Source organism: Paenibacillus sp. JGP012 (genome assembly GCF_014203995.1).
Taxonomy (GTDB): domain Bacteria; phylum Bacillota; class Bacilli; order Paenibacillales; family Paenibacillaceae; genus Paenibacillus; species Paenibacillus silvae.
On sequence record NZ_JACHKG010000002.1, the window covers coordinates 454,855 to 481,180 of the forward strand.

The window sequence follows — 26,326 nt, forward strand, 5'->3', positions numbered from 1 at the left end:
ATGGTGAGTGATCCCTTTATTTTTGAATGTCCGAAGATTTTTTGTCCCAGCTGCTTACGCCGTCATCCTCAATAATAGAGATCGCCGCATCGGCAATATCAGGGTCCAGCATCAGCTTCTCCTGAATGCGGAATTTGATATCATCGGCATCGGCCAAGGTGAGTCCCTTCGTCAGCTCAATCAGGCCCTCGACATGGTAATAGCGGCCCTCCTGAACGATACGCATCATCTGGATATCAGCTACATGGCTGTCTGCCAGAATGATCTGAGACACTTTGTCCTCGATATCCTGCGGTGCAGCGACACCGATCAGACCAATCATGTTGTCATAGCCGACACGGAAAGCAACGGCGATCATCAGACATCCAATGATGGTGGTGACAATACCGTCAAGCAAAGCAAAGTTCGTCAGTGCAATAACCACGACAGATACCAGCGCAAGGGTTGCCCCGAGTACAGCTACGACATCCTCGTAAAATACGAGGCGGGTTGGAGGCGCCGCGCGTCCTACATTTTTAATTGCGGCTGGAACGAGTCCGAAGCCTGCTGCTTTAGGAGCACGGGCTTCCTTGAGAATCTCCTTCATCGCTTTGATGAGGATAGCCCCATCAATCAGGATATTAAGCACAAGTACGCCAATGTTGATCCACAGACCATCCCCCGAGTGCCCGGCAGGGTGCCGGAGCAGATGAATACCTTCGTGAATCGTTTCATAGGCCATGATGGTCACGACAATGACAGCAATCATGCAGAAAATGTTGATGACCCGTCCGAATCCGGTCGGGAAGCGGCGTGTAGGCTGCTTCTCGGATAACACACTGCCGACAAAAACAAACCCTTGGTTAATAGCATCGGCCAGAGAGTGCATTGCTGATGCAAACATGGCGCCACTGCCACTGAAGATAAAGGCTCCTCCTTTACACAACGCAAGTATGGCGTTTCCGGCCATGGCTACAGCGGAGGATGTGTTTCCTTTTTTGACGAGAGACATAAAGCTCTCAGACTTTGGTAATTCAGCCACTTCGGTAGTTCCTCCCAGAGATGTAGTTGATGTAGAAAGACAGTCCTTATTCCGGTAGCTTGTGCATTTCCACTAAATGTTATTATAACCGCCTTTACATCTCCCAGCATTATGAAAAAATGGTCATATCATCATCTGATCAACATAGGCATTCTCCAGTTACCTCAAGTTAATATTCAATCCTCTCCAGCTCACGCAGATTGCGATTGGATTGCTCCAGCAGTTCCGTGAACGTTTGAGCGACATAATAGACAAAGTCAGGGTCATGCTCGAACATAATGATCTGACCGTATGTACCTTGCTCTGTCGGGTCAAAATCCAGCATCAGATACAGCGAGCCGCCTCCAAGCTTGCCAAAGATAATCCACGATTTCTGATGAAGATAGGGCTTGATCCGGGGGTCGAGTTCATGCATCTCTTCCGGGGTGAAATAATCCTGCATACGAATCTCAACCGTACCGTCATTTTCCTGCTTCATTTCTTCCAGCGATAACATATAGAAGACGTGGTCCTCATTTTGTGCCGCATCGCCTGGAAACAGGACATGAAAGGCATATCCGCTGCCATTTTTGCGTTTGTAAAATGCCCGTAAATCTGCTGGCAGACGAATGCCGTAATGCTGCTCGAACACATCCAGCTCCTCGTCTGCTGCCCCTTCACGTTCCCTGTAGGCTTCGAGCAATTCCTGGTTTTCCTCGTCCTGCACCTTCTCTTCCAGCAGCTCCAGCAGCTCACCCATAAGTTCATCCATACGTTGTTCTGGCGTCGGCTCTGACATCATGCATTCCTCCCCGAGAGAGTGATTTTTCAGATCATTCGGTTGTTTTATCCAGACTAGCTCAGTTGGTTCAGGCGGTTCATCTACAGCATGATCTTCTCTCTACTAGTATAGAATTACTCCAAAAGCACGTACAAGAAACTATAGACCCAAGTGGTGTCTCTATAGAATGAACTAATGGGAATGTGTAAAAGTGCACCTGAGGTCTGTGTCATCGGTAGTTTGTCATCTCCAAACAATCCAAAAAACGTGAGCAGCAGGGAAACCCTGCAACTCACGTTTTCACATGTAACTTATTATTCAAATTTCCAGCAGGACAAGCTCAGGTTCCCGAGCTGATACGCCCGGAACAAGAGGGAGGCCTGTTTCTTCTCATCACCTGCACCCATTGCCAGCAGAAGCGGCACGAAATGCTCTGGTGTAGGAACCGCTGCCTGAGCGGATGGAGCTAGCTTGTCATAAGCGAAGAGAGATTCCGTATCCCAGCGCTCCAGCTTATCCTGAATCCAGCTGTCGAATTCCATGGCCCATGAATCAACGCCTTGACTTTCCCAGTTCAGGCGGCGCAGATTGTGTACCGTACCCCCACTGCCAATGACAAGAATATCCTGTTCACGTAGCGCAGCAAGGGCTTGCCCGACCTGATACTGCTGTTCACCCGTCAGATAACGGTTGACGGACAGGGCAACCACCGGGATGTCTGCTTCAGGATACAGCAGGCGCAGCACAACCCAAGCGCCGTGATCCAGACCGCGGGTATCATCCGTTTGCACAGAAATGCCCGCTCCGGTGAGCAGCTTCACAACCTCGGACGTTGTCTCAGCATGACCCTTAGCCGGATATTTGATCTGATACAGCTCAGGTTGAAAACCGCCAAAATCATAGATGGTTTCGTAGGTGTCAGGGACTGACGATACAAGCTGTGTAGTCGATTCCCAGTGTGCCGAGAACAGGACAATGGCTTTCGGTTTCGGCAGCTCCTGTCCAAGCTTTTGCAAAAATTCAGTGTATACATTCTCCTCCAGCGCCAGTGAAGGCGCGCCATGAGCAATAAACAGGGATGGCATCATGATTCGTTCATTCCTTTCGTATCTTCGGCAGTTACCTGAGCATCCGTCCGAAGGAAGTGTTGGAGTTTGGCATATAATTCAGGGGTTACTGTATGACCGCCCCGATAAGGCATATAAGTGACATGATCGGTGTGGTTGCGGAAAAATGCAGCATTATCTTCGCCCAGATGTAACGGGAAAAGGTGATCCTGATCGCCGTGTGAGATCAATGCGGACAGGTTGGGAGAAGGCTGCAGCGTATATTCGTCTTTTACGAACTGCGGAATGTATCCGCTCATGGCAACGATGCCTTTAATGGCATCCCCCATGATCAGGGACAGCGTCATCGCCATGATTGCGCCCTGACTGAAGCCGGCAATATAACGCCGAGCAGGATCGGTCGCATATTGAGCTGACAACTTTAGGATGAGCTGCTGTAGCCCTTGAACCGAGGCATCGTACAGCTCGCGAATAGGGTTTCCTATACTTTTAATCTGGAAATATGCATATCCTCCGCCCTGTACAAGAGGACCGCGAATGGCAATGATAATGAAATCGGAGGACAAAGGCTCCATTAACTGAAGCATGTCCCGTTCGTCCGATCCCATGCCATGCAGCGCAAAAATAACCGGATACTGCTTGTTTTTATCGTAATGAGGAGGCAGCTTCACCTCATGAATATAAGTAGAACTCAAACCAATGCACCTCCAGATGGAATAAGGGTTACGTGTGAGTTAATTGTATAAGACAAAAAACTTAAACGCCGATGGCACGAATAGATCTGTAGCATAAAGTTTACTAATGTGAAAATAATATTCTTATTGATGAACAAAATTTATCATGATTTCATTGTAGGGTCAACACTTTTTTTGTATGATGAAAATATGTTTTGTATAAGGGAACTTGATGTTCACGAGAAATGAGAGAGAAGAGAGGGCGGTCACATGGATATTGGCTTGGCCATTCGAACGATACGCAAACAGAAGCAGATTACGATTATGCAGTTGTGTGAGGGTACGGGTTTGTCCAAAGGTTTTATCAGCAACGTGGAAAATAACAAAACCTCACCGTCCATCGCTACACTGGAAAGCATTGCGGACTATCTCGACGTACCGCTGCCTTACCTGTTGTTAACACCGGAGCAGCGTATGAACGTGGTGCGCAAGCATGAACGCAAGCAGACTACAGCAGGCAGCGGGCAGATCAAGGTTCAGCAGTTGACCGCTAAGGGTGCCATGCGCATGTCGATAGTAGAACTGCCGCCAGGGGCTTCTACAGGTATCAGCAAACATGCGGGAGAGGAAAGCCATCTGGTGATGCAAGGGGTGATTCGAGCCAAGCAGGGAGAAGATGAGGAAACGCTGGAAGCGGGTGATTCATTTACGTGGAATGCGATCGTACCTCATGAGGTTACCAATATTGGTGATGAGCCAGCGGTAGTCTTGATTGCGGTATCCAAGGAGTTGGAGCTGGATCATCTGTTGGATACATAAGTGCAGGGGGAGAGAAACATGGTAGGCAACGCCTTCTTTTGTTAGTTGAGATATAAATCACGCGTATTACAAAAATAAAAAAGTGAGGGACATATCCATATCCCTCACCTAATAGATATAGTTTTCAATTGATGAACTAAATGAAATAGCAAAATGCCTTGAAATTTTCTCGATTCTCTCGAGCTTCAGTATCCAACTCTGAGTGTGCTTTTCCCCGCTCCATTGGTTCCAGCAAACACAGTCATAACTGGTCTGATTTCACTCATGGTACTCAAGCTCCTGACGTTTTCCAGCAGCATCATATCTAATTTCGAATTTATTACCTTCAGCATCCTCACGAACGCGTTTGTTATCCTTTATATAATAAATAGAGGCACCTGACTCTTTAGCCTGTTTACGTGCATGTTGATTCGCCTTTTTTAAAATTTCCTGGAGCTGTTCTCGATTCTCAAACATCTTGAAACCCCCAATATCAATGTATGCTTTATTATATCATAAACAAAAACACCACCGAACCGAACGCTGGTTGGTGGTGTCATAAACAAACAAGGCAAATCTTCACTTGAAGCTATGCTTACTGTGGATTCGTTGTCCAGATACCTGCCGCTTTCACGAAGACACGGTCGGAGAGCTTGAGTGTTGCCAGCGCAAGCTCGGCTACGTCTTCAGCTTGCATCATGCGATCCTCATCTCCGATTTTCAGTCCGGCATTCACAGCGAGTTCAGTATTCACCGTGCTTGGTGTCAGTGCCGTTACACGAATATTTGATTTGCGAACTTCCTGCATCAGGGATTCGGTCATGCCAAGTACTGCGAATTTGGAAGCGCAGTAAGCAGAGCCTGTAGCGAATCCACGCTCACCTGCAGTAGAAGCAATATTAATGATGCTGCCGCTGCTCTCCTTGATCATGCTTGGAAGAACGGCGCGTGTCACGTAGTATGTACCCATTACATTGACATGCAGGATGCGTTCCCACTCTTCAGGGTCCATATCCAGCAACGTACCAAAGCTGCCGATACCTGCATTGTTAATCAGGATATCGACCGCTCCAAGTTCCAGTTCAATCGCTGCTACAGCGGCTTCGGCTTGTGAACGATCGGAGATGTCGGCTGTTGCACTTGTTACTTTCACGCCATACTCCTGGCTTAAAGACTCCTGCAGGGCCTGCAGATCGGAAGCTGTGCGGGCAATCAGTCCAAGATGTACACCTTCCTTGGCAAGTGCTTCAGCGATGGCACGGCCAATGCCTTTACCTGCTCCAGTAATAATGGCTGTTTTATTTTTAAGTTGCATGAAAATAATCCTCCTCAGCATTTGGGTTGGCTTTTGATTATACTATACTTTACCCAACGATCGGAAATATGCGTCATTATAACCTAACGTAACTGTATAAAATAACCTAACTTAACTGCACAATACAATCTAGCGTGACTGCACAATCCTGATGCTGCCAGAGGTTGTACGTGCCTTGATCAGTTCCTGACTTACCATCGGCGATTCGGGCACGTCAACATCACCTGAAGTAGCTCTGGCATCATAAATACCGTCAAAATCAGGCGCTGCCTGGATGAAGATATCTCCCGATGTTCCTGATACATTTACGGGAGCAGATTGTGACTGCTCGATATATATGCTGCCCGAGGTGAATTCAACATTAGCGGCGCCGTTTAATCGGGTGATCTCGATATCTCCTGAACGAATCTGACTGTTCACTTTTCCCGTAACCTGTTCTGCATTGAAGCTGCCAGATGTCTGTTCGACCGTCATATCGCCATGAATGGTATAAGCTGCGATGTCTCCAGAGGTGAGTGACAATTCGATTCTGGGAACGTTTAATTCTTGTAAACGAATAGAGCCTGACGAGTTCTTCATCTCCAGTGATTGAGCGTTCAACCCGGTCAGATTCCAGTCACTTGAAGAGGATTTCAAGGCAACGTCATTCAGTGGATATCCCTTGGGCACAGCTACCGTAATGCGGGCATCCTGTTCATTCCAATTTAGGCTGAAAAATTGCCAGCGTGTCCGCTGATTTTGCAAGAGCTCAAATGTACCATTGGCAAATTTCGCTTGTTCGAAGCTTTTGATTACGCCCTGATCCCATTTGCCATCCACTTCGATATACGCATTCTGATCTGAACTGACCATAAATTCGATATCCGCATTAAAGTCGCCATCCATTCGGACATTCTGCAGCTCTCCAGGCTTGAAATCCCACCGTTTGCTATATGTCTCCCGTTCATCTCCGAACTGAAAGCCGTACATAGACGTTCCAAACAAACCTATTCCGATACAGATGATTGCGAGTGCCAGCCATTTTTTAGTGCTCATGCAGGAGCATCCCCTTTCATTACTTTTTGATTCCATCGAATGTAGCTTACAGTAAGGACTTTGAATGCTCTGAAAACATATTTGGATGCAATCGCAAAAAGAATGCCGAGACCAAACAGGCCAATAGCTACAAAAATTTCTGCTTTTTCAAGTTGACTCAGAAATAGAGCATCTACAGCGGCAGCGACAGGGGCAAGAGCCAGCAAAGACATGCTTGCAATGGTGAGCCATACCGACCACAGGGTTAAACCGATGGGGATGCCGAACATCAGATTCAGGAAAAGCAGCCCGACAGCTGTGAAGAAATTCCTTGTGGCTTTTGTAGGATTGCTCGCGGGTTTCATCTCTTTGAACGTTGATGCGTAGAAAGGGTCAGTATCAGGCAAGTCAGCATGCATGTATGCATCATAACGGTCACCGAGCGCTTCTCGTGCAATCTGCTCCGGGTGCCCCAGTTCACGGGCGATCTCTTCTTCGGTTCTGCCTTCATGCAGTCCAAGGGCAAAATGCTGATTATAATCTGCAAGCAGTTCAGCTCGTTCGGCTTCGTCCATCGGACGTAAATACAGTGCCATCGTCTGCATAAATTGTTGTTTATTCATCTTGATTTCCTTCCTCCATTAGATTGGTCACGCTGCGCACAAAGGCGTTCCACTCCGCTGATAGTGCCGTCATATATTCACGGCCTTTATCAGACAAGCGATAATATTTGCGTGGAGGGCCTTCGCTTGATTCTTGAAGATAGGTCGTGCAGTACCCCTCATTCACCAGCCGGCGAAGCAAAGGATATAGTGCACCTTCGGCCACTTCGATATGTTTGGAAACCGCCTGAGCCAGTTCATAGCCGTACCGATCCTGACGATGGATCAAGACCAGGACGCACAGCTCCAGCACTCCTTTTTTGAACTGGATATTTACGTTCACACAGGTTCCTCCTTGGTTGATCCAATGATCACTAGTATGTATTATTCAGTAGTGTTGGAGTCATCATAGCACCCGGTACTATTTAATGCAAGGTAGTGTCTATAAATTAGTTCTGAATCATTTTTGGCTGCTGCTGCTCACCTATAGAATCCAGCATACGAGAAAACCGGATCGTTTGCTTCCGTCTGGAGACGGAGAACCGATCCGGTCTAGGAGATGAAATGTACGCGTGGAGACGTACGTTTCACAAAGATGGGGTAGGGAGTGAACGTACATGTACATGTTAAAGGCTGAAGTCCTGATATGGATGTTCTAGTCAGTTAAGTCTGCTCAAAGAATCACTGCTCCTGCACATCCAGGAGGGGAAGGTCTTCTATCGCAGGTCCCTCAATGACATGGCCTTCATAATTGAAGCGCGAGCCGTGACATGGACAGTCCCAGGAACGCTCGCCTTTATTCCACTCGACCTCACATCCCAAATGGGTGCAGGTTGTATCCACAAGGAACAGCTTGCCGCTGTTATCTTTATAGGCACCAGCACGTTTGCCGTTATAACGCACGACTGCGCCCTCGTCGCTGCCAAGCTCGTTTATATTTTTGTGTACGATGCCGACCTTGCCAGCAATTAACTCCTTCGCCACATTTACATTTTCCACTATAAAGTTTTTGATGCCCGGGTCAGCCTTGAATCTTGCCGGATCAAAAACGTCTGCATGCGGATTAACCCGCCCGTTAATGCGATCAGCCAGCAGATGTCCAGCCATAGTGCCTGTGGTCATCCCCCATTTGGCAAAACCGGTAGCCACATAGATTTGTTCATGTCTCCCGGTAATAGGTCCGATATAAGGCACTTTATCAATGGAGATGAGATCCTGTGCGGACCAGCGGAACGGGATGTTGCGAATACCGAAAGTTTCCGCCGCATATTGCTCCAGCCGCTCATAATGTCCGAAGGTGCAGATGCCTTGTCCGGTTTTATGGTTTTCCCCGCCGAAGAGAATATGCTCTTTGCCGTTATGCATGACAGCGCGGAGTGAGCGGGCCGGATTATCGTCTGAGATGTACATACCTCCTGCATAGGGTTTCTCAGGTTCAACCATTACTGCATAGGAACGCTCGGCATGCAGCCGGGTAAAGTAAAACCCCGGATCGTATACAGGGAAATGAGAAGCGACCACGATATGCTCTGCTGTGACAAATGAGCCGCCAAATGTTCTGATACGCAGTGAAGCTTCTTCCTCTACATCGGTTACGGTTGTATGCTCATAGATACGTACACCTTGTTTGACAGCTGATGTCAAAAGGTAGTGCAGGTAGGCAAGAGGATCAAAACGGGCTTGTCCGGGCATGCGAATCCCTGCTCTGGAAGGAACCGGGATGGGGAGCGGGTCTGCCCACTCTCCGGGAATACCCAGCTTGCCGTAAGCGGTCAGCTCGACCTCCAGCTTTTTGATGTTATCTTCTGACTGAATATAGACGTAGGCATCCTCATCGGCCCATTGACATTCGATCTGCTTTTCCTTGACGAGCTTGCGCATCCACTCCCCGGCCGCGGCATTGCCTTCATAGTACATCCGTGCCTGTTCATGCCCAAAGTGATGCATAATTTCATCAAAGATCATTCCATGCTGTGCGGATACTTTGGCTGTCGTATGACCAGTCGTACCGTCAAGCACTTTTCCCGCTTCAAGCAAAACCACGCTCAGCCCGGACTGTGCAAGCAGATAGGCTGTTGTAATGCCTGCAATTCCCGCTCCGATAATAGCTACGTCTGCCGTAGTATCTTCTGTCAGCTTGGGATAGGTATCGAATGTATTGGCTGCACGCCATAGAGACTCCGGAGCTGGCGGGAGATTTGTTTTTAACGGCTCATTGTCACTCATTGATTCTCTTCCTCCTCGATCTTGATCAGACCATGATATAGGACATTAAGGCATGAAGGGGCCTGTGTCCTTGTGCTTTCTCATCAGGATTGCCAGAGTGTGCCGGAAAAAAACGAGTATACGCATATTTAACGGGAGGAAGGTTTATATTTTCCTGAGAAGAACCTCTGTTTTTTTGGGTCAATATGTTTTATAGTAGGATTATCGAAATCGTTTTAGGTTAATTGCGTATAATTGATTTCATTCTGAATTTAGTGCTTTTAGATGAGGTTTTAACGTATATTTCAGAGATGTAATTCAAGAGATACAATTGTTTTTAACATTTTAAAATGTATTCGCTATCATAACGATGATAAATTCATTTATCGAAGGAGATCACACATGACAACTCATCAAACGAAATATCCGTTTCAAGACACAGATCTTGAGCTCGATGCCCGGGTGAAGGACTTGGTGTCCCGTCTGACAGTTGATGAAAAAATAGAATCCATGCTGCAATACCAGCCAGCCGTTGAGCGTCTGGGCGTTGCAGCCTACAAGCATGGAACCGAAGCTGCACATGGTCTGGCCTGGCTTGGTGAAGCGACATCCTTCCCACAGCCTGTCGGGCTGGCATGTACGTGGGATACGGAACTCCTGCAGCAGATCGGCTCTGTAATTGGAGATGAGGCACGTGTATTTTACAAACGAAATCCCGCCGTTAACGGTCTTACGTTGTGGGCGCCCACGGTGGACATGGAGCGTGATCCGCGCTGGGGACGGAATGAAGAGGCTTACGGCGAGGACCCGGAACTGACAGCGGAGCTGACCACAGCGCTGGTTAAGGGCATTCAGGGCGATCATCCCAAGTATTACAAAGCAGTGGCCACGCTCAAGCATTTCCTTGGCAACAACAACGAAGTGGACCGGGGCAGCGGCTCATCCAGCATTGATCCGCGTAATATGCGTGAATATTATTTGAAAGCGTTCGAGAAGCCTTTTAAGGAGGGCGGGGCACAGTCGATGATGACGGCCTACAACTCGATAAACGGTACACCGGCTCTCCTTCATCCTTATGTGAACGAGATTGTTAAAGGGGAGTGGGGCATGGACGGTTTCATCGTTAGTGACGCCGGCGACGTGATGGGTATCCAAAATGATCACCATTACTATGATTCTCATACACCGGGCACGGTGGAATCGGTCAAAGCAGGCATCGACAGCATCACCGATGATGCGGAGCTGTCCAAGCAAGCCCTTCGTGAAGGGCTGGAGCAGGGGCTGCTTACGATGGATGATATCGACAAGGCCTTGTTTAACACGTTCCGCGTCCGGTTCCGTCTGGGCGAGTTTGACCCGGAAGAAGGCAATCCGTATGCTGCCATTGGCGAGGAAGCCATGATGACAGATAAAGCCAAGGCGCTATCTCTTCGAGCGGCAAGAGAGCAAGTGGTGCTGCTTAAAAATGACAATGCAATCCTTCCGCTGGACAAGACCAAAGCAGGCAAGGTGGCTGTGATTGGTCAGCTTGGAGGTACGGTATACCGGGACTGGTATGCGGGAACGCTGCCGTACCGTGTTTCCCCTGTAGACGGCATCCGCAGCAAGGTGGGGAGTGACAATGTGACGTTTAGAGACGGTGACGATCGCATCACACTTACATCAGCAGCAAGCGGCAAGAAAATAGGGCTTGTCAGAGCCGAGAGCTCACCAGAGATGGTGGTTAAAGCCTCGGAGGATGCGGAGACGTTCCGGGTGACGGATTGGGGTTTTGGCAGCTGTACCCTGCAGGCCGAGAGCAATGGCAAATATGTAACGACAGATGAAGAGTCTGTTATGGCGTCAGCAAGTGAAGTATATGGATGGTTCGTAAAAGAAGTGTTCCACCTTCTTCCGCAGCCGGATGGCAGTGTGGGACTGACGACATGGAATGGCAAAATCGTGACAGCAGCAAATGAGGGTCACGATGCCCTCAAGGTATGCCAAGAGCAGCAAACCTTCGGTGCAGCCGAGACTTTCCAGCGCAATGTCGTAGTGGATGGAGTTGAGGAAGCTGTAGCCGCAGCCAAGGAAGCGGAGACTGCGATTGTATTTGTCGGCAATAACCCGCTTGTCAACGGTAAGGAAGAGATTGACCGCCCCGGCCTGGACCTGGCTGAATCCCAGCAGCGTCTCATTCAGGCCGTATACGAAGCCAATCGGAACACGATTGTTGTCATCGTTGGCAGCTATCCTTTTACGTGCAACTGGGTTCAGGAGAACATTCCTGCGATTTTGTATACGTCACATGCAGGACAAGAGCTGGGTAACGCAGTGGCGGATGTGCTGTATGGAGATTATGCACCGGCAGGCCGGTTGAACATGACATGGGTTCAATCAGAAGATCAGCTTCCGGACATCAAGGACTATGACATTATCCAGTCGGGCCGTACGTATCAGTATTTTGAAGGAAATGTGTTGTATCCGTTCGGACACGGGCTCACCTATGCTTCGTTTAAATACAGCAATCTGCAGGTAACCCCTGCGGAGGCTGGTCCGGATGAGCAGGTTAAGATTAGCGTGGACGTGACGAATACGGGTTCGATTGCCAGTGACGAGGTGGTGCAGCTGTATGTACGTGCAGGCAAGTCCCGTGTGAAACGCCCGCTGAAAACGCTGAAGGCTTTCCGCCGCCTGCATATTGAAGCGGGGGCAACGGCAACTGTACGTTTTGACCTTCCTGTTCAGGAGCTGGCGATCTGGGACGTTACGCGTGATCGGTATGTTGTGGAGGAGGGCATCTACTCCATCATGGCTGCCAAGTCCTCTTCGGATGTGCAGATGGTAGCAGAGTTGAAGGTTGCAGGAGAGACCATCCCTGCACGTAATCTGAGTGTGACCACAAGGGCCGGGAACTATGATGCTTACCGGAATGTGGAGCTGGATGAGTGCAAAGAAGGCGGAACAGCCGTCCGCGTGACCGGAGAACAGGCATGGATTGCCTTCAAGGATGCAGACCTTGGCAATGGTGCATCTGTCCTCGAAGCGCGTGTATCCGCAGAACAGCCGGGAGCTGTGCTGGAAGTGAGGCTGGGTGCGCCGGACGGCACACTCGCAGGGCATGCAGAGCTGACAGCAAGCGGGGCACAACAGTGGTCTACGGTGAAGGCTGAGCTTACCGCTCCAGCGGGAGTACAGGATGTCTATCTGCTGATGTCAGCAGGTGTGCGCGTTTGTCATTTTGAGATTCGTTAAAATTATTGCCAATGGATGAGGGGATTCTGTCTTCAGAGAAGCTGCTTGCTTTGATGCAGGAAGTATCCAGTTTGTCCGAAGAGCTGAGAAGCCTGGCATACGAGTTGAATCAGGTGATACAGAGGTTCCAGGTGTAACAAAGCAGGTTATTACAGGTAACCTACAATACAGCTATATAAAAGCAGGCTCTGAACACTTAAATGTGGCAGAGCCTGCTTTTTGTTATGACGAGACAACAAAAACATCGCTACACTGCATCCAGCTGCAATGTAACGATGTTTCCGGCGGCTTGGGTGGCACGCACATCGATTAAACGCTGATTCCGGCTTCCGCGGAAGGGCAGGGACACATCGCGTTCAGCTACAAGGTAACGTCCGTCAATAATGACGTCACATAGCTGTGCAAGCTCGGCTCTTCCCGGATCGGTGACGAGTTCCTCGTAATCGAATCCCGTATAAGCCCACACCGTCAGGTCAGGACGCGCTTCCCGGAGCTGTCGAACCCAGCGGCTGCAGCCTGATGCGGAGAAAAAGGGATCACCGCCGCATAACGTCACGCCATCCAGCAGGGGATGGGTCGTCACTTCCTGCAAAATCTGCTGCTGTCGCTCTTCCGTAAAGGGTTCACCGGCTCGAAAGCTCCATGAGTCCGAGCTGAAGCAGCCTGGGCAAGCGTGTCTGCATCCGCTGATAAACAATACAGCGCGCAGGCCCGTGCCTTCATTGACTGACTCGGGAATGTAACCGTAGAGATTCACCGATGCTTCACCCGATCCCGCACCTCGGCCTGCTTCGCAGCATTGAAGCGTACTTTATAGTCACCTGTCAGATAGCCAGTTACGCGGCGCAGGCGCTGGAAGTGCACATCATTTTCATGAACCTCGCATCCCGGACAGATATCCCCGATAACCCCCTCATACCCGCACTCAGGGCAGCGATCAATCGGGTGGTTGATGGAAAAATAACCGATATCCTGTGCGAGTGCATACTGCACGATGCGCATAAAAGCTGCCGTGTTGGCCCGCACATTGCCATCAAGCTCTACATAAGAGATCGCTCCAGCGTTGCACAAGGTATGGAACGGAGCCTCCAGCTCGATCTTACGGTAGGCCGGAAGGTTATGATAGACCGGAATATGGAACGAGTTGGTATAATATTCACGATCATTTACGCCAGAGATGGGGCCGTATTGTGCCCGGTCCAACTTGGTGAATTTGCCGGACAAGCCTTCTGCTGGAGTAGCAAACAGGGTGATGTTGAGGTTATGGTGCTCACTCATGTGATCGCAGAATTCTCTCATCGTGCGAATGATGTTCAGCGCTTCGCGATGCACATGCATATCCTGTCCATGATGTCGTCCATACATGGCCGTCATACACTCAGCCAGCCCGATAAAACCAAGCGATAACGTTCCGTGCTTCAGCAGATCCGCTACCGGTTCATTGGGGTCGAGCTGCTCGCCCCCTTCCCACACCCCCTCCCGCATCATGAAATCAGATGATTTGGCGGGCTGTTTTGTCTGAATGGCATATCGGTGCAATAAGCCATCCACTGCCGTATGCATGACCTTTTCCAATGCCGCGTAGAAGCCTTCCCGATCCGCGACAGCCCGGTTTCCCCGGCAGATACCATACCGAATGCCCAATTTGACCAGGTTAACGGTGTTAAACGAGAGATTTCCTTTGCCGCTCTGACGATTCCGTCCAAACCGATCCGCAAGGGTACGTGTGCGGCAGCCCATCGTTGCAATAATTGTATCCGGGTCCTCCGGGTGGTAATAAGGCAAGTTAAACGAAGCATCCACATTGACAAAGTTAGGGTACATGCGCCGCGAGGAGCAGGTTACCGCCAAGCGGAACAGATCATAGTTGGGGTCACCCTGAGCCTGGTTAACACCCTGCTTGCACTGGAAGATATGCTGTGGGAACACAGGTGTTTCCCCATGACCCAGTCCCCGAATCGTGGCCTCCAGCAAGGAACGGGAGACGAGCCGTCCTTCTGCCGAGGTGCAAATTCCATAGTTGAGCGAGGTAAAAGGAATCTGGCCCCCTGCCCGGCTGCTCATCGTATTGAGATTATGTATAAGAGATTCTGCTGCCTGTCCAGTCTCGACTTCAGTCTCTTCACAGGCAAACGCAAAGGATCGTGGACATTGCTGCTTGGCTGCCGTACTGTCCAGATGCAGCTGCTCATCTGTAATGACGGCAGGTTCGTTAAAGAGCCGCTGCCCTTTGCGAAAATGTTTGACGAATGAACGCTTCACATAAGGGGCGAGGTCCCAGTCGATCTTGTTGGCAGACACACCGCCGTACTGACTGTTTTGCTGGGACTGGAAGATGATAGCGACAAGGGCCATGGCTGACATAATCGTCTGTGGTGTGCGGACGGAGCCATTGCCTGTATTGAAGCCGGAAGCCAGCAGCCGATCAAACGGAATAAAGATGCAGTTGGTTGTGCCAAGGGCGTACTGATCCAGATCATGCACATACAGATCCCCTTGTTCAACGGCTTCTGCAAGCGCCTCAGGCAGCACATGACGCATCGCATGCCATTTTGCCGTCTCCGAACCGAGCCTGCTCATTTTTCCGCTGAAGGAATCTCCGTTCAGATTGGCATTCTCTCTCAGCGTATCAGCATCTTCAGCGCCAATAATACGTCTTCCCAGGTCGGATAATAGATCAGGTGCCGGTGGTGCGGTATACTCAAGCATAGTCATGTAACGTGCCTCCTAAATGGATTTTTTGAGATTGTATAAGCCTATAAACGTTTGCGTTATATACGTTAAATATGGATGTTATATACTAGATGTAGATTGATATTATCCATTTATAAACTATATGTGGATTTTTGGGTGTGATTATCATCACACTCCTAATGAGGAGGCAGCATTTGCCTTGAACTGATGCGGGTTTAAAGGTTTCCAAAATTCAAGCGGAGGCGTATAATCTCTACTTATCCTGCAAGTATAAACATCCACGTCAGAGATCATAGATTAAAGTACGCGTACAGAGACGCTTTATGGGGGTGTTTTGTACAAACGCTTTATTGGAGTGCTTTAAAAAAAGCCTTAATGATAAAACAGATTATGGATATCAGTATGATTCTCTTATACTTCTGTGGTGTTAAACATATAAGTATAGTTTGTGACAATTGTTCGGATTTGTTAGAGCTCTGAATGTGATGCAATATTCTGATTCGTGAATTAAAGTATAGCAGCCAAGACAAGCAAAGTGGGGTGGATCATGGGGACGGTAGAAGGCAGACACCAAGGCTTCTATAAAAACATTGAAGAAGCAGCGGCCCATATTGTGGACGTATTAAGTGGCATATTAGGAGTGAATACCATCTTCGTAGCCACGAATGACGGAGTGACCAATGTCATTCTCGAAGCCTTCAACCGCAAGGAGGAATTAGTTGTTAAAGGTGCAGCACTTCCATTTATGGAATCCTATTGCAGCCTGGTATTGAAGGATAACGGCAGTGTTGTTACGATTCAGGATACCTGTGAGCATTCTGTCACACGTTCAATGGATGTTACGACTGGACTGGGGAACCGATTTTTTGTGGGTTTGCCGATCATGCGAAGATCAGGTGAAGCCTTCGGCACAATATGCATAATGGATGACCCAGGATACGTGATCCATGAGAAGGACATGAAGACCCTGGAAGCGATGGCCTTGTTTCTGGGATATGTGGTTGATCTGGAGAGTGCACTTCGGGCTCAGGAGCAGAAGCTGAGCGATTCAGAACAATTGCAGGAGAAGCTGCAAGCGGAGAAAGAACGTGCCGAATCCGAAGCGTTGACCAAGACACAGATGCTGAAGCTGATGAGCCATGAGATTCGTAATCCGCTGAACGGAATTTTGGGATTAACGGATCTGATGCGCACTCCCGATATGTCGGAGGAACAAGCCGAGTATGTCAACATGATCGAAACGAGCGGCAACATTCTGCTCTCGCTGCTTAACAATATGATGAACTTTAACACGAATGATGCTGGCAAAACGGTGATTCATGATGACCCCTTCGATCTGGTCAGCACAATTGAGAACACGGTCTATCTTTATGCCGGTACAGCAACCAGCAAAAATATAGAACTGGGGTTAAACCTGAATCTGAATGTATCCCAGGTTTTCATTGGCGATGAGATCAAGCTTGGTCAGCTGCTCGGTCATGTCATTCAATACGCAATGGATTCCACCCGGGAGGGTGCTGTGCTTGTGACAGGTGATCTCAATGAAGAGGCAAACGGGGATACAGATGTTCTCCTGCTTCGGGTTCGATATACAGGACAGATGATATCGGACAATCGTCTGCGTGCATCCACTGCCAAAACGGAGACCATAAGCACGGAGAAGCTCATTGGCAGTAATCTGGGGCTGGCTGTCAGTCAGAACCTGGCCATTTTGATGCATGGGCGCATTCAGGTGAATGCGCTTGATGGGATGATGACCGAATTTCAAATTTACCTTCCCTTGCGCAGATATTGGGATTTGCCACAAGTCACCAGTGTACAGCAACGATTAAAAGGGAAAAAAGTGCTGCTCGCCAAAGACCCTGATATGTTGCAGGGTGTATCCTCTTTGATGCGCAGATGGGAGATGGATGTGCACATGACTTCTGATTCCGCTGTTGCTTACCAGTGGCTCAAAGAAGGCTTCAAGCCGGACGTTGCCGTTGTGGACATGGGGCTGGCTGAAGGAATTACGGACGATTTCGTTATGGACTTGAAACGGCAAGTTGAAGCTCTGCCTGTCATTATGCTTGTCCCCTATGGGATGCATATGGATCTGCATGAAACGCAGGCTTTTGATGCCGTATTAACCAAACCGGTAAGGCAGACCGAACTGTTGAATGCACTAAGTAGTATTTTGCCATAGAAGCGGTTATCGATGAGCTGCTCGGCGAATATCTTTGTCGGTTCCTGGAGTCTGGAGGCACAAAGCGGCACATTCAATCTGAATGTGTTCTTCAGTGCTCTCCTTTGTTGCTTTCATTACTGCAAGCGTTTTCACATCACTCCAGTTAGGTTACAATAGGATGTGGAACTTCATCATCTCATGAAGAGGAGGACAAGCATTCAATGGAATATCGTAGATTGGGTGGAAGCGGACTGAAAGTCAGCGAGATCAGCTTGGGTAGCTGGCTGACGTACGGCGGATATGTTGAACGGGAGAATGCGGTCAAATCAATCGAAACTGCATTTGATGAAGGCATTAATTTTTTTGATACGGCTAATGCCTATGAGCGGGGAGCTGCCGAGGTGCTGCTGGGTCAAACGTTGAAAGCGTACTCGCGAAGCTCGTATGTGCTCGCAACCAAGGTTTTTAACAAAATGGGTGATGGGCCAAACGATCATGGATTATCCCGCAAACATATTATGGAGCAGTGTGAGGCCAGCTTGAAGCGCCTTGGCACGGATTATGTTGATATCTATTACTGCCATCGTTATCATGCGGAGACACCGATTGAGGAGACTCTTCGTGCACTGGATGATCTGGTGCGGCATGGTAAAGTGCTGTATGTCGGTGTTAGCCAGTGGACAGCAGCTCAGATGGAGGATGCACTAGGTACAGCGGACCGCATGCTGTTAGACCGCATTGTGGTGAACCAGCCGGTATACAACATGTTTGACCGCTACATTGAGAACGAAATTATTCCTCTGGGTGAACGTAAAGGCATAGGACAAGTGGTATACTCCCCGCTCGCACAGGGGCTGCTGACAGGCAAATATACATCGGTCTCAGATATTCCGGAGAACAGCCGTGCTGCGAAGCTTGGCTGGGATGAAGGCAAGATCAGCGCAGATCGAATCGGCAAGGTTCGTCAATTGATTGAGATTGCAGATCAGCTGAATCTGAAGGTAGGCCAGCTCGCTTTGGCCTGGATTCTTCGCCAGAGCAATGTTTCCAGTGCACTGGTCGGGGCCAGTCGCCCGGAGCAGGTGAAGGAGAATGCAGCCGCTTCGGGAGTGAAGCTGGACGCTTCTGTGATTGAGAGGATTGAACAGATTCTGGTTTAAGATAAGAAGCGAAACGGGATATAATTACGAAAAGAGTGTAAGGATGTATCAAAGGGATGCCATCTGCCTGTGAACAGGCAGACGGCATCCCTTTTGCTGTGAAAAAAAATCAGGTTCTATAACCAGCATTCGTCTTCTATAACCAGTCTTCGTCAGCAACGGTAGTATTACGAGGGGGTAATGAACACACCCTGTTACGTCCCGTATTTTTGGCTTCGTACAGAGCACGGTCAGCCTGGTCAAACAGATCATTGTCGTCGTGATCGTCACAATGATCAGGATAGACGGCGATACCAATCGAGACAGTCAGCTTTACGGTTTGACCGTCAGGCAGTGCAAACAAAAATCTGGCGACAGCTTTCCGCACAGATTCTGCAATGGTTATGGATTGATGGTATCCGCAATCGAGCAGCAGGATGGCGAATTCTTCCCCGCCATGGCGAGAGACGAGATCAGTAGAGCGTGCATGCGCAACGAGAAGCTGCCCGAGCTGCTTGAGTACAGCGTCTCCAGCAGAGTGACCGTACGTATCATTTACTATTTTGAAACGGTCAATATCAATCGCCAGCAGAGACAGCTTCTGATGATAATGTCTTGCATGGTGGAGTTCAGCCCGAAGGGACTGCTCAAACTGCCGCCGATTGCTTAAATCTGTCAGGTGATCCGTTGATGCTCGTCTTTCCAGCATAAATAACATCTCATTGGATCTGTTAATAAATTCGGCAATGAAATAAATGAAAATACCGCCGGTAAAGGCAATGGTCATCTGAATGGGATAAACCTTCATTAAGGTGCTCATGCTGTCCGTATTCATCAGGAGCGCGACAAAAATCAGCATCATGCCTAGCAGGTTCATGGTGATAATCTTGGTTAATCTGGACCATGAAGCGTAGGCGAAGTATACGCCCGATAGTCCAAGCAGTATCATGATGAATGCTCCATCAATAGCAGATGAGGTTATGCCAAACATAAGGATGCGAAGAATCGCGATAATGACACCAGAAATAACGGAAGCAAGTCCGCCAAGATATACTGCTGCAGTCACAACAGCCAGATGCCGCAGATCGACAATGGTGCTGTCATTTATATGAAAGGAGTAGTTCATAAGCACAGTACCGTATAAACCAAATAACAAGCCGCCGATCATCTGAACACGCAGCGAGGGAAAAGGCAACCGAATGCTGTAGAATTTAGCGACAATTCCTGACAGGTACATAAAGGTAATTATCACACAGAGATTTACAAAAAACGTGCTTAACAACCAGCATTCCCCCTTTTACGCACATCACTCTATTTTATCTGAAAATCGGTGCTCTAGCGAACCATATAATCCCAAATGTTTGAAGGGTTTGGTTCTTAGTCGTTATAAAATTCCAAAAGCAAATATAAACATCACAATATTGACTCGATATACATTAAGATTTATACTTAATCTAAATCAAAATAAATAAATGTTGTGTATAGATAAGTAAATTAACGATAAGAATGTTCAAATTCGATATATTTTCTGAAAATAATATAAAGGGGTATGGGTTGTGAAAACATTAAATCTGACAATACAGCGGCAAGCCGTATATGATGTCGTGCGTAAATCAGAGGACCATCCGACCGCTGCCGATGTGATGAATCGGCTGGTTGAGCAAGGGTATAATCTGGCTTATGGTACGGTATATAATTCACTTCGTTATTTAACAGATAAAGAGCTGATTAGAGAGCTTAAGCTTGGCGAAACAGCAAGCCGATATGATGCCCGGATGGACGATCACCAGCATATTATGTGTGAAGTATGTGGTAAAGTGGACGAGGTGATGACAGAGGTTCCTCCACAATGGATGCAGCAGGTTGCGGCAGAGACCGGTTATGCAATTGATCACGCTCATGTGGTATTTGGAGGTGTCTGCGGGGAATGCAGAAACAAACGGATCAAGTAAAAGTGAAATGGTCGGGCCGCCGGCTCCCACTCCGGGTCAAGCCTGCCCTGGCTGAGACCGAGCCTGCACCGTTAGTGGATAATTGTCCGATTACCCGACGTGTCATCCTGATTAGTCCAATGCCTGGTCAGGTGCATGAACTGGTGAAAGCCTTGACCGACAGCTGCTTTGACGTGCTTGTGTTCCATCGCTGGGAACCGGACCTGCATGAACGCCTGGTATTTGATCTGCTGATCTATGATCTGTCCGTGGCCGGAACTATTGACGCGTTTACGGGAATCAGCAGTCGTTTGAATCGTGAGGCCGAGCATACGACACCTTGTCTCTACCTGGTTGGTGAGAAGATGATTGGCAGTGCTAGCGGTCCTATGCTGCAGGAGGAGCTGCTCGTGTGGCCGGCACGCCCGCAGGAAGCACTTTACCGGGTTCAGCGCATGATTGGCAGCAGTCCTGTCCTGCCAAAGCGTGCATTCCTGCCGGAAGAGGGACAGCGAATCGGCTTTAAGGATCTGCTGCTGGATCGGGAACGGATGAGCGTACAGCGTGACAATACCCGGATTCATCTGACCAAGACGGAATATGATCTGCTGCTCAAATTAATTGATGCCAAGGGTGCAGTCATCTCGCGTGAAGAGATGCTCAGTGACATTTGGGAGACTGATTTTACGGGTGGAAGCAACGTAGTCGATGTTCATATCAAGAGCTTGCGCAAAAAACTGGGTGATAATGCGTCTTCGCCGCAGTACATCGTTACGGTAAGAGGTGTAGGTTACCGCCTTGCGGATTAACCTCTCATAGTGAAAAGATGCAGCGTACGTGGGGAACCTTTCCCTGTGCATCATGGTTTGAACCTGGCGTTGATCGTTTAATAACGATCAGCGCTTTTTTATATTTTTAGAATAGGTATCACGAGATGACGGCATATTTGTTCAGACCCTTCATACTTCATTCATTTTTGTTGAAGCAATCTCATCTTAACCTCATGTAAACCTCATGCAGTTTGAGCATAGGACATGCTAGAATCAATTTAACAGTTAGATCAAGTCTAAATGTATATTTAAGCTGATGACGAATATGATTGGAATTAGATGATGAATTAGTAGATAGATACAACAAGAAATACCCATTTCAGAGGAGGACGACAGGATGACAGATCGTTTGACGACTAATCAGGGGGCGCCCGTAGGAGACAACCAGAATTCACGAACAGCGGGCAGAAGAGGCCCAACCTTGTTAGAGGATTACCACCTTATCGAGAAGATTGCACACTTTGACCGTGAACGCATTCCTGAGCGCGTTGTACACGCAAGAGGAGCTGGAGCACATGGGGTGTTCAAGCTGGAGCAGAGCATGAAGGCGTATACTACAGCTGACTTTCTGCAAGAGCCGGGTACCGAAACAGATGTGCTTGTAAGGTTCTCGACCGTTATCCACGGCACAGGTTCTCCCGAGACTGCGCGGGACCCACGCGGATTTGCCGTTAAATTTTATACACGTGAAGGCAATTATGATCTTGTCGGAAACCATCTGCCGGTTTTCTTCATTCGGGATGCGATTAAATTTCCGGATATGGTACACTCACTCAAGCCAGCTCCAGATACCAACATTCAGGACCCGGCACGTTATTGGGATTTTATGACGCTGTCACCGGAATCCACGCATATGATGACCTGGCTGTTCTCTGATCTGGGAACTCCGGCAAGTTACCGCGAGATGGATGGTTTCGGTGTGCATGCTTTTAAATGGATCAATGCCCAAGGCGAAGTGCACTATGTGAAATACAAATGGGAATCTGCCCAAGGCGTTCGTGCCTTCTCCCGTCAGGAGGCTGCTGAAGTTCAGGGCCAGGACTTTAACCATGCAACACGTGATCTGTATGACCATATCAAAAACGGGGATTATCCGCAGTGGAAGCTGCAGGTGCAGCTGCTCAAGCCGGAACAGATGAATGATTTCTCGTTTGACCCGCTGGACCCGACCAAAACATGGCCAGAGGACGTCCTTCCGTTTCAAACCGTAGGCACGATGACCTTAAATCGCAATCCGCAGAATTTCTTCGCGGAAGTGGAACAGGCGGCGTTCTCACCAAGTGCAGTTGTACGAGGTATTGAGCCGTCTGAGGATAAATTGCTGCAAGGCCGACTGTTCTCTTACCCGGATACACAGCGTCACCGTCTTGGACCGAACTATCTTCAGATTCCGGTTAACTGCCCTTATGCGCCAGTCCGTAATCACCAGCGCGATGGCTTGATGAATGTTAATCAGGACCCATCCCCGGTAAACTATGAGCCTAATAGCTCTGGGAGCAGCCCGCAGGAGGACCCGGCTTACCGGGATAGCCAGGTTCCTTTACACGGGCATGTAACAAGAGAAAAAATTGAGAAGACTGATGATTATACGCAGGCAGGGGAACTGTTCCGTTCATTCACACCTGTGGAGCAGCAGCATCTGCTGGATAATCTGACGAATGATCTTAAAGCAGTGCCGGTCGATATTCAGATGAGAGCATTGTGCCACTTCTTCCGTGCCGATGCACAGCTCGGTGGGCGACTCGCTAACGGTCTGGGTGTAGACATTTCTGGACATATGCCGAAGTAACACTCCCACGAAGGCATCCATTTGTTGATCTGGATGTAAAGAAGGTTTAGAACAATACATCAAGGTCAGTCATATGCACCGGGCAGGACCGCATTGTGCGGAATGGCCCGGTTTTTTGCATTGTTTTCACTCAAATGAAAAACAATTTTACTAATCATTTACATAAAAATAGCTGACATAGAGGTTGACTTCTTATCCATGGACACTACAATGGGTAGTGTGAGGGGTGTCAGAATATGAGAATACACAATTTCAAAGTGGGTGAGCGTGGGCTGAACCGTTTCTTTGGTCCGCTGGAGGCCAGAATTATGGACATTCTGTGGGCTCGTCCCGGCAGCAGCATTCGTGAAGTACAGACTGCACTGGAGCAAGACAAAGACGTCAACTTTAATACCGTTATGACCGTAATGAATCGTTTGGTGGATAAGGGATTGCTCGGCAAAACACAAAAGGGCCGCACATCGTTGTATCAGCCCGTTCAGAGCAAGGAGGCATTTATGAACGATCAATCCAAGGAATTGTCCCAGGAACTGGTGGACGAATTCGGGACGCTGGCATTGAATCATATGCTGGACGCGCTCGATGAAGCTGACGAGGGTTTGATTGAACGACTCGAAATGAAGATCAAACAGTGGAAAAAGGATAACGAGTAATATGTGGAAGACCCGCTCCAAGATGTTGTTCACCGTCGGGTTTGGCATTCCGCTGCTGGTGCTGGTGCAGATGTTTATGTATGCGATGTACAAATTATTTGGGTGGGACATCCGGCTCAATCTGCTTTGGCTGTGCAATCACTGGATGAGCCGCATGGGCTGGATGTCCGTAGGACATTTCCTGCTGCTGCTGGTGCTGCTGACGTTTGCCGGGACAAGCTGGCTTCTGTCTGTACGAATGATTCAAACACGTGCGGCGGTGACCAAGCTGCGTTCAATGGAGAATCACATCTGGTCGGCAACGCTGAATGCCAGATATGAGCATCTGAGAAGGCCGCGGTTTCTTGTGGTAGAGCAGTCCTCTCCGGTTGCTTTTACAATCGGGTTGTGGCGGCCTTGCATTGTGCTCTCCACAGGTTTGCTGCACATGCTGGATACGGAAGAAGAGAAGGCGGTCGTATATCACGAGGTTCATCATCTGTGGCATCGTGATCCACTCAAAACGACATTGCTTTCCGTCTTTGCTGCGATGATGCCTTATATCCCTGTGCTCAAGCATACGTCACAGCAATATCGCATTGTGAGAGAGATTCTGGCAGACAACGAAGCCATTGAACGTACAGGGAATGCGGTTGGGATTGGCAGTGCACTTCTGAAGCTGCTGCGTGCATGTTCACCATCAACGGGAGAAAACAGAACGCAGATTATCCAGTCTTCGTTTGCCGATACGTCAGTGAACGTGCGCATCTCACGGCTGCTGGACCCTGAACGGGATGTCAAGCTGCGTTTACCGCGTTATGCGATTCTCATCTCGGCAATGGTATTTCTGTTGCTGTCCATTCTGTTTGTCTGGTCGATCGGATAGGAGTGTGTTTGGAACAAGAAAGAGACATAATGAAACTAATTTTGAATGAAATGAGGAGATGAATAATGAATAATAAAAGTATTGAAATGGGCCTCTTTTTCTTACGAATTATGATTGGTTTGATCTTTGTACTGCACGGCTGGAGCAAATTCGAGGGTGGAATTAGTGGAACGGTAGGTTTCTTTGAAAGTATAGGCATTCCGGGTTTTATGGCATCTGTCGTTGCTATTATTGAGCTTGCAGGTGGCGCAGCTGTTATTCTTGGTCTGGGTACACGTATATTTGCAGCTTTATTCATCGCTGTAATGGTGGGAGCGTTGTTCACGGCCAAGGCAGGTCAGCCTTTCCTGAATGGGACAGAGCTGGATTATATGCTGATGGCAGGATCGTTAACGCTGCTTCTTACAGGGAGCCGTTTCTTGGCAGTGGATTATCTGTTTAACAGACAAGGGAATGCACGACAGAACGTGAGCGCCTGATCTGTGTAAGGCGAGTGCAGAAAAAAACCGGCAAAGCGGACCAGTCGCCTTAAAGCTTTCTGGAAGAAATATACATCGGAAGCATGCGCTTAGCACCGGATTTTCCCTTTGGAAAAGGGGATTTTCAGCTTAATGAAGCTCTTGACCTAATCATTCAATCAGGTAACGAGGTTTGCCTGATCGAATGGAGGGGGCAAGGGTTTTTTTTCGTTCATGCAACTGTATCTGATGTTTGGACGAATGCCCTTGATGTCTGATATAATGAGAATAAGTATGCTACTAAGAAAAAATAAGAGTAGATAAGACCAAACCAGCAGGCTCACATTAGAAAAATGAGACAGGCATTACAATAGATATGAGGAGGTTGCACGATATGATTAAGATCATTCCATCTGAAGCACGTTCCAGCTTTGACCGTGGTTGGCTGCGCGGAAGTCACAGCTTTTCCTTTGGTGAATATTACGATTCGGACAACACGGCCTTTGGACCGATGCGGGTTGCTAACGATGATGTCATTGCCCCCGGTCGCGGTTTTGGTGCACATCCCCATAGTGATATGGAGATTGTATCCATCGTACTGAACGGCAAGCTGAGACATGAAGACAGTCTCGGTAACGTGGCTGTAACCGGCTTTGGCGGCATTCAGCGAATGTCGGCAGGAAGTGGTGTGATTCATACCGAGCACAATGCCTCCGATACGGAAGAGGTCAGACTGCTGCAGCTGTGGTTTATGCCACATACCAAAGGGCTGCAGCCATCCTACGAAACCACCTCCTTTGATACAGCGGCTCTGGAAGGAGCTCTTGTACCTGTTGCATCTTCCGAGGGAGGACCACGAATCGCCACGGTGCATCAGGATATGACGATTTATCTGGGACGGCTGGCTAAAGGAAAGACGCTTGATTTTGAGCAGCATGCCGGACGTCGGATGTACATTTTCTCCATTGAGGGCAAGCTTGGTCTGCAAAATGAACATGTGCTGCAGACAGGAGATACGGCAAGAGTGGAGCAAACCCCTTCGATGAAGCTGGAAGGACATGAGGACACTTTTTATATGTTGATTGATCTGCCGTAACAAGCAGAAGGACT

General features: G+C 48.6%; 26 protein-coding genes. 13 read left to right on the plus strand and 13 right to left on the minus strand.

Going from position 1 to position 26,326, the window contains the following annotated elements; genetic code table 11:
- Positions 1 to 16 precede the first annotated feature (16 nt).
- The 4 genes from HNR77_RS04465 to HNR77_RS04480 all read right to left on the minus strand — a co-directional run bounded on the left by HNR77_RS04465 (position 17) and on the right by HNR77_RS04480 (position 3,543).
- Positions 17 to 1,021, minus strand: a complete 1,005-nt coding sequence (locus HNR77_RS04465) for a cation diffusion facilitator family transporter (protein ID WP_184181115.1) — start codon at positions 1,019 to 1,021, stop codon at positions 17 to 19.
- Positions 1,022 to 1,190: 169 nt separating this feature from the next.
- Positions 1,191 to 1,799, minus strand: coding sequence for an SMI1/KNR4 family protein (locus HNR77_RS04470; RefSeq protein ID WP_260410287.1), 609 nt, complete (start codon positions 1,797 to 1,799; stop codon positions 1,191 to 1,193).
- Positions 1,800 to 2,095: 296 nt separating this feature from the next.
- The gene (locus HNR77_RS04475; RefSeq protein ID WP_184181119.1) at positions 2,096 to 2,869 is read right to left on the minus strand and encodes a DODA-type extradiol aromatic ring-opening family dioxygenase; all 774 of its coding nucleotides are present in this window, start codon (positions 2,867 to 2,869) and stop codon (positions 2,096 to 2,098) included.
- Positions 2,866 to 3,543, minus strand: a complete 678-nt coding sequence (locus HNR77_RS04480) for an alpha/beta hydrolase (protein ID WP_184181121.1) — start codon at positions 3,541 to 3,543, stop codon at positions 2,866 to 2,868. Before HNR77_RS04480 ends, HNR77_RS04475 begins: the two co-directional genes overlap by 4 nt.
- Before the next feature lie 249 nt (positions 3,544 to 3,792).
- Between HNR77_RS04480 and HNR77_RS04485 the strand changes: the two genes are divergently transcribed.
- On the plus strand, positions 3,793 to 4,341 hold the full coding sequence (locus tag HNR77_RS04485) for a helix-turn-helix domain-containing protein (RefSeq protein ID WP_184181123.1): 549 nt from the start codon (positions 3,793 to 3,795) through the stop codon (positions 4,339 to 4,341).
- Between the two features lie 258 nt (positions 4,342 to 4,599).
- On the opposite strand, the gene HNR77_RS04490 is transcribed toward HNR77_RS04485, so the two are convergent.
- The 6 genes from HNR77_RS04490 to HNR77_RS04515 all read right to left on the minus strand — a co-directional run bounded on the left by HNR77_RS04490 (position 4,600) and on the right by HNR77_RS04515 (position 9,477).
- Positions 4,600 to 4,797, minus strand: a complete 198-nt coding sequence (locus tag HNR77_RS04490; protein ID WP_184181125.1) for a hypothetical protein — start codon at positions 4,795 to 4,797, stop codon at positions 4,600 to 4,602.
- A gap of 118 nt (positions 4,798 to 4,915) precedes the next feature.
- Complete coding sequence (locus HNR77_RS04495) at positions 4,916 to 5,635, minus strand: 3-ketoacyl-ACP reductase (protein ID WP_184181127.1); 720 nt, start codon at positions 5,633 to 5,635, stop codon at positions 4,916 to 4,918.
- Positions 5,636 to 5,764: 129 nt separating this feature from the next.
- A complete protein-coding gene (locus HNR77_RS04500; protein WP_184181129.1) occupies positions 5,765 to 6,670 on the minus strand; it encodes a DUF4097 family beta strand repeat-containing protein in 906 nt (301 codons plus the stop codon).
- On the minus strand, positions 6,667 to 7,272 hold the full coding sequence (locus HNR77_RS04505; protein WP_184181131.1) for a DUF1700 domain-containing protein: 606 nt from the start codon (positions 7,270 to 7,272) through the stop codon (positions 6,667 to 6,669). Before HNR77_RS04505 ends, HNR77_RS04500 begins: the two co-directional genes overlap by 4 nt.
- The gene (locus HNR77_RS04510) at positions 7,265 to 7,594 is read right to left on the minus strand and encodes a PadR family transcriptional regulator (RefSeq protein ID WP_184181133.1); all 330 of its coding nucleotides are present in this window, start codon (positions 7,592 to 7,594) and stop codon (positions 7,265 to 7,267) included. Before HNR77_RS04510 ends, HNR77_RS04505 begins: the two co-directional genes overlap by 8 nt.
- Positions 7,595 to 7,932: 338 nt before the next feature.
- Positions 7,933 to 9,477: an FAD-dependent oxidoreductase gene (locus HNR77_RS04515; protein WP_184181135.1), complete on the minus strand. Its 1,545-nt coding sequence runs from the start codon at positions 9,475 to 9,477 to the stop codon at positions 7,933 to 7,935.
- A 381-nt stretch (positions 9,478 to 9,858) separates the two neighbouring features.
- Between HNR77_RS04515 and HNR77_RS04520 the strand changes: the two genes are divergently transcribed.
- Together HNR77_RS04520 and HNR77_RS30155 are read left to right on the plus strand one after the other, a co-directional pair.
- Positions 9,859 to 12,690: a glycoside hydrolase family 3 C-terminal domain-containing protein gene (locus tag HNR77_RS04520; protein WP_184181137.1), complete on the plus strand. Its 2,832-nt coding sequence runs from the start codon at positions 9,859 to 9,861 to the stop codon at positions 12,688 to 12,690.
- A gap of 5 nt (positions 12,691 to 12,695) precedes the next feature.
- The gene (locus tag HNR77_RS30155; RefSeq protein ID WP_260410288.1) at positions 12,696 to 12,827 is read left to right on the plus strand and encodes a hypothetical protein; all 132 of its coding nucleotides are present in this window, start codon (positions 12,696 to 12,698) and stop codon (positions 12,825 to 12,827) included.
- 110 nt (positions 12,828 to 12,937) lie between these two features.
- Here the strand turns inward: HNR77_RS30155 and nrdG are convergent, their stop codons facing one another.
- Together nrdG and HNR77_RS04530 are read right to left on the minus strand one after the other, a co-directional pair.
- Positions 12,938 to 13,447, minus strand: coding sequence for an anaerobic ribonucleoside-triphosphate reductase activating protein (gene nrdG, locus HNR77_RS04525; RefSeq protein ID WP_184181139.1), 510 nt, complete (start codon positions 13,445 to 13,447; stop codon positions 12,938 to 12,940).
- Positions 13,444 to 15,405 carry an anaerobic ribonucleoside triphosphate reductase gene (locus tag HNR77_RS04530; protein WP_184181141.1) on the minus strand — a complete coding sequence of 654 codons (1,962 nt, stop codon included), beginning with the start codon at positions 15,403 to 15,405 and terminating at the stop codon, positions 13,444 to 13,446. The genes nrdG and HNR77_RS04530 overlap by 4 nt, the downstream gene beginning before the upstream one ends.
- A 526-nt stretch (positions 15,406 to 15,931) precedes the next feature.
- On the opposite strand from HNR77_RS04530, the gene HNR77_RS04535 reads away from it, so the two are divergent.
- Both HNR77_RS04535 and HNR77_RS04540 read left to right on the plus strand, forming a co-directional pair.
- The gene (locus HNR77_RS04535) at positions 15,932 to 17,569 is read left to right on the plus strand and encodes an ATP-binding response regulator (RefSeq protein ID WP_184181144.1); all 1,638 of its coding nucleotides are present in this window, start codon (positions 15,932 to 15,934) and stop codon (positions 17,567 to 17,569) included.
- Positions 17,570 to 17,772: 203 nt separating this feature from the next.
- Positions 17,773 to 18,711 (plus strand): aldo/keto reductase family protein, encoded by a 939-nt coding sequence (locus tag HNR77_RS04540; protein WP_184181146.1) that lies wholly within the window; start codon positions 17,773 to 17,775, stop codon positions 18,709 to 18,711.
- 136 nt (positions 18,712 to 18,847) lie between these two features.
- On the opposite strand, the gene HNR77_RS04545 is transcribed toward HNR77_RS04540, so the two are convergent.
- A complete protein-coding gene (locus HNR77_RS04545) occupies positions 18,848 to 19,942 on the minus strand; it encodes a diguanylate cyclase (RefSeq protein ID WP_311768571.1) in 1,095 nt (364 codons plus the stop codon).
- Between the two features lie 304 nt (positions 19,943 to 20,246).
- On the opposite strand from HNR77_RS04545, the gene HNR77_RS04550 reads away from it, so the two are divergent.
- The 8 genes from HNR77_RS04550 (at position 20,247) to HNR77_RS04585 (ending at position 26,312) form a co-directional block, all read left to right on the plus strand.
- Positions 20,247 to 20,642 carry a Fur family transcriptional regulator gene (locus HNR77_RS04550; protein ID WP_111272302.1) on the plus strand — a complete coding sequence of 132 codons (396 nt, stop codon included), beginning with the start codon at positions 20,247 to 20,249 and terminating at the stop codon, positions 20,640 to 20,642.
- Positions 20,618 to 21,430 carry a winged helix-turn-helix transcriptional regulator gene (locus tag HNR77_RS04555; RefSeq protein WP_184181150.1) on the plus strand — a complete coding sequence of 271 codons (813 nt, stop codon included), beginning with the start codon at positions 20,618 to 20,620 and terminating at the stop codon, positions 21,428 to 21,430. The genes HNR77_RS04550 and HNR77_RS04555 overlap by 25 nt, the downstream gene beginning before the upstream one ends.
- Positions 21,431 to 21,788: 358 nt before the next feature.
- Positions 21,789 to 23,240: a catalase gene (locus HNR77_RS04560; protein WP_184181152.1), complete on the plus strand. Its 1,452-nt coding sequence runs from the start codon at positions 21,789 to 21,791 to the stop codon at positions 23,238 to 23,240.
- Between the two features lie 236 nt (positions 23,241 to 23,476).
- The gene (locus HNR77_RS04565) at positions 23,477 to 23,893 is read left to right on the plus strand and encodes a BlaI/MecI/CopY family transcriptional regulator (protein ID WP_184181154.1); all 417 of its coding nucleotides are present in this window, start codon (positions 23,477 to 23,479) and stop codon (positions 23,891 to 23,893) included.
- A 1-nt stretch (position 23,894) separates the two neighbouring features.
- The gene (locus tag HNR77_RS04570; RefSeq protein ID WP_184181156.1) at positions 23,895 to 24,758 is read left to right on the plus strand and encodes a M56 family metallopeptidase; all 864 of its coding nucleotides are present in this window, start codon (positions 23,895 to 23,897) and stop codon (positions 24,756 to 24,758) included.
- 65 nt (positions 24,759 to 24,823) lie between these two features.
- The gene (locus HNR77_RS04575) at positions 24,824 to 25,237 is read left to right on the plus strand and encodes a DoxX family protein (RefSeq protein WP_184181158.1); all 414 of its coding nucleotides are present in this window, start codon (positions 24,824 to 24,826) and stop codon (positions 25,235 to 25,237) included.
- 83 nt (positions 25,238 to 25,320) lie between these two features.
- Positions 25,321 to 25,494: a hypothetical protein gene (locus tag HNR77_RS04580; RefSeq protein WP_184181160.1), complete on the plus strand. Its 174-nt coding sequence runs from the start codon at positions 25,321 to 25,323 to the stop codon at positions 25,492 to 25,494.
- 116 nt (positions 25,495 to 25,610) lie between these two features.
- On the plus strand, positions 25,611 to 26,312 hold the full coding sequence (locus HNR77_RS04585) for a pirin family protein (protein WP_184181162.1): 702 nt from the start codon (positions 25,611 to 25,613) through the stop codon (positions 26,310 to 26,312).
- Positions 26,313 to 26,326 lie beyond the last annotated feature (14 nt).